The 1858-nt window shown below is 47.2% G+C and carries 2 protein-coding genes; both read left to right on the forward strand.

Annotation, left to right across the window (positions count from 1 at the left end; genetic code table 11):
* Positions 1 to 31 precede the first annotated feature (31 nt).
* Positions 32 to 742, forward strand: a complete 711-nt coding sequence (pepE, locus tag Q0546_RS08960; protein ID WP_298792339.1) for a dipeptidase PepE — start codon at positions 32 to 34, stop codon at positions 740 to 742.
* Positions 743 to 934: 192 nt separating this feature from the next.
* Positions 935 to 1858 (forward strand): C4-dicarboxylate transporter DcuC (gene dcuC, locus Q0546_RS08965; protein ID WP_298792341.1); only part of this gene is annotated, 924 nt, incomplete at its 3' end.

Below are 1858 nucleotides of genomic sequence, written 5' to 3' on the forward strand. Positions count from 1 at the left end.
GAAATAAAATTTGAAAATTTAGGAGGATTTTATGAAGCAGGCTTTGCTTTTAAGCAGCTCAAGCTACAAGGATACGGGCTATCTTAAGCATTGTAAAAACTGGATATACGACTTTTTAAAAGAGTGCGAGGTTTGGGATGAGCAGGTGCTTTTCATCCCGTACGCCGGAGTTCGCCGCACAAACGACGAGTATGAGCAAAAAGTCATCGACTGCCTGGAATACAAAAATATCGCGTCCATCCATAAATTTAGCGATCCAAAGCGCGCCGTAGCCGAGGCTAAAGCCATCTGTATAGGCGGCGGAAATACCTTTGCACTGCTTTACTATCTTTATAAATTTGATTTAGTGGATGCGATTAAGCAAAGAGTGGAGGCGGGAGTGCCATATTTTGGTTGGAGCGCGGGTGCAAACGTCGCCGGAAGCACGATGATGACGACAAACGACATGCCTATCATCATGCCAAAGAGCTTTGACGCGTTAAATATTTTCCCGCATCAGATAAATCCGCACTTTATCAGCGGCAAAATCGCCGGACACAACGGCGAAAGCAGGGAGGAGAGGCTGGAGGAGTTTTTGATAGTAAATCAAAAAAGCCTGATCTACGCGCTGCCTGAAGGCACGGCTCTAAGAATAAAGGGCGAAAACGCAACCGTGATGGGTGTGGAAAATAGTCCGGTTTTAAAAATGGCGTATCAAAAAGAAACCGAGCTCATAAAGGTCGGAGATAACTTTAAATTTTAGTCGTTTTCGGTTCGCGGCTCAAATTTCAAATTTGAAACGGTTTTAGAAAAGCCTTCAAATTTGGATTGAGTATCGATCGGCGACAAAAATAAAAAGATTAAATTTGACTCGAAACTAGCGCGCAAAATCCAAGCGGCGCAAATTTGAGCCAAATTTGAAATAGGTATAAAACACAAAACGAAAGGGGACAAAATGGCTACTGCTAAGCTAATCTGTGCGGTCATAGGCTTGATCGCCGTCGTGTTTTTATTGGTCAAAAAAAGAGAGACCAAAACCGTGCTCATCGGCGTGGGACTCGTGCTCTGCGTCATCTGTCTAAATCCGCTCGGAGCGCTTGAGAGCTTTACGAAGTCGATGACTTCGGCTGGCCTTATCAAGGCGATTTGCGCCAGCATGGGCTTTGCCTACGTCATGAAGGTGACTAAGTGCGACCAGCACCTAGTTTTGCTACTCACCAAGCCGATGAAAAATATCGGATTTTTGCTGATTCCGGCTACTTTCGTGCTGACTTATTTTATCAACATCGCGATACCGTCGGCTGCGGGCTGCTCGGCTGCGGTCGGAGCTACGATGATACCGCTTTTGATGGCCTCTGGCGTACGTCCTGCGATGGCGGGAGCGGCGGTGTTTGCGGGTACGTTTGGCGGCGTGCTGAGCCCTGGCTCCGCACACAATATCTTCGTAACCGACATGGTTAAAAAAACAAATGAAGCCTACACAGTCCAAGACGTCATCGGCGTGCAGTTTCCAAACGCCGTCGCCGCTGGTATCGTCGTTTTGATCGTGATTAGTTTGACGGCGATTATCTTTAAAGATTATCAAAAAGGACAGGATTTCTCGCCTAAATCTACAAGCAACACCGGCGAAGCGACGCAGACGAAGGTAAATTTGCTATTTGCTCTAGCGCCTCTCATCCCGCTTGTTATCCTAGTCGTCGGCGGCACGGGCCTAAATAAAATCTCATGGCTAGCATGGACGAAGATGGGCGTGGCAGAGGCTATGATCCTTGGCGCTATCATCGCGGTTTTCATCACGTGGACGAGCCCAGAAAAGATCACCAAAGAGTTTTTTAACGGTATGGGTAGCGCCTACGCCGAGGTTATGGGTATCATCATC

The organism is uncultured Campylobacter sp. (assembly GCF_937997465.1).
GTDB lineage: Bacteria > Campylobacterota > Campylobacteria > Campylobacterales > Campylobacteraceae > Campylobacter_A.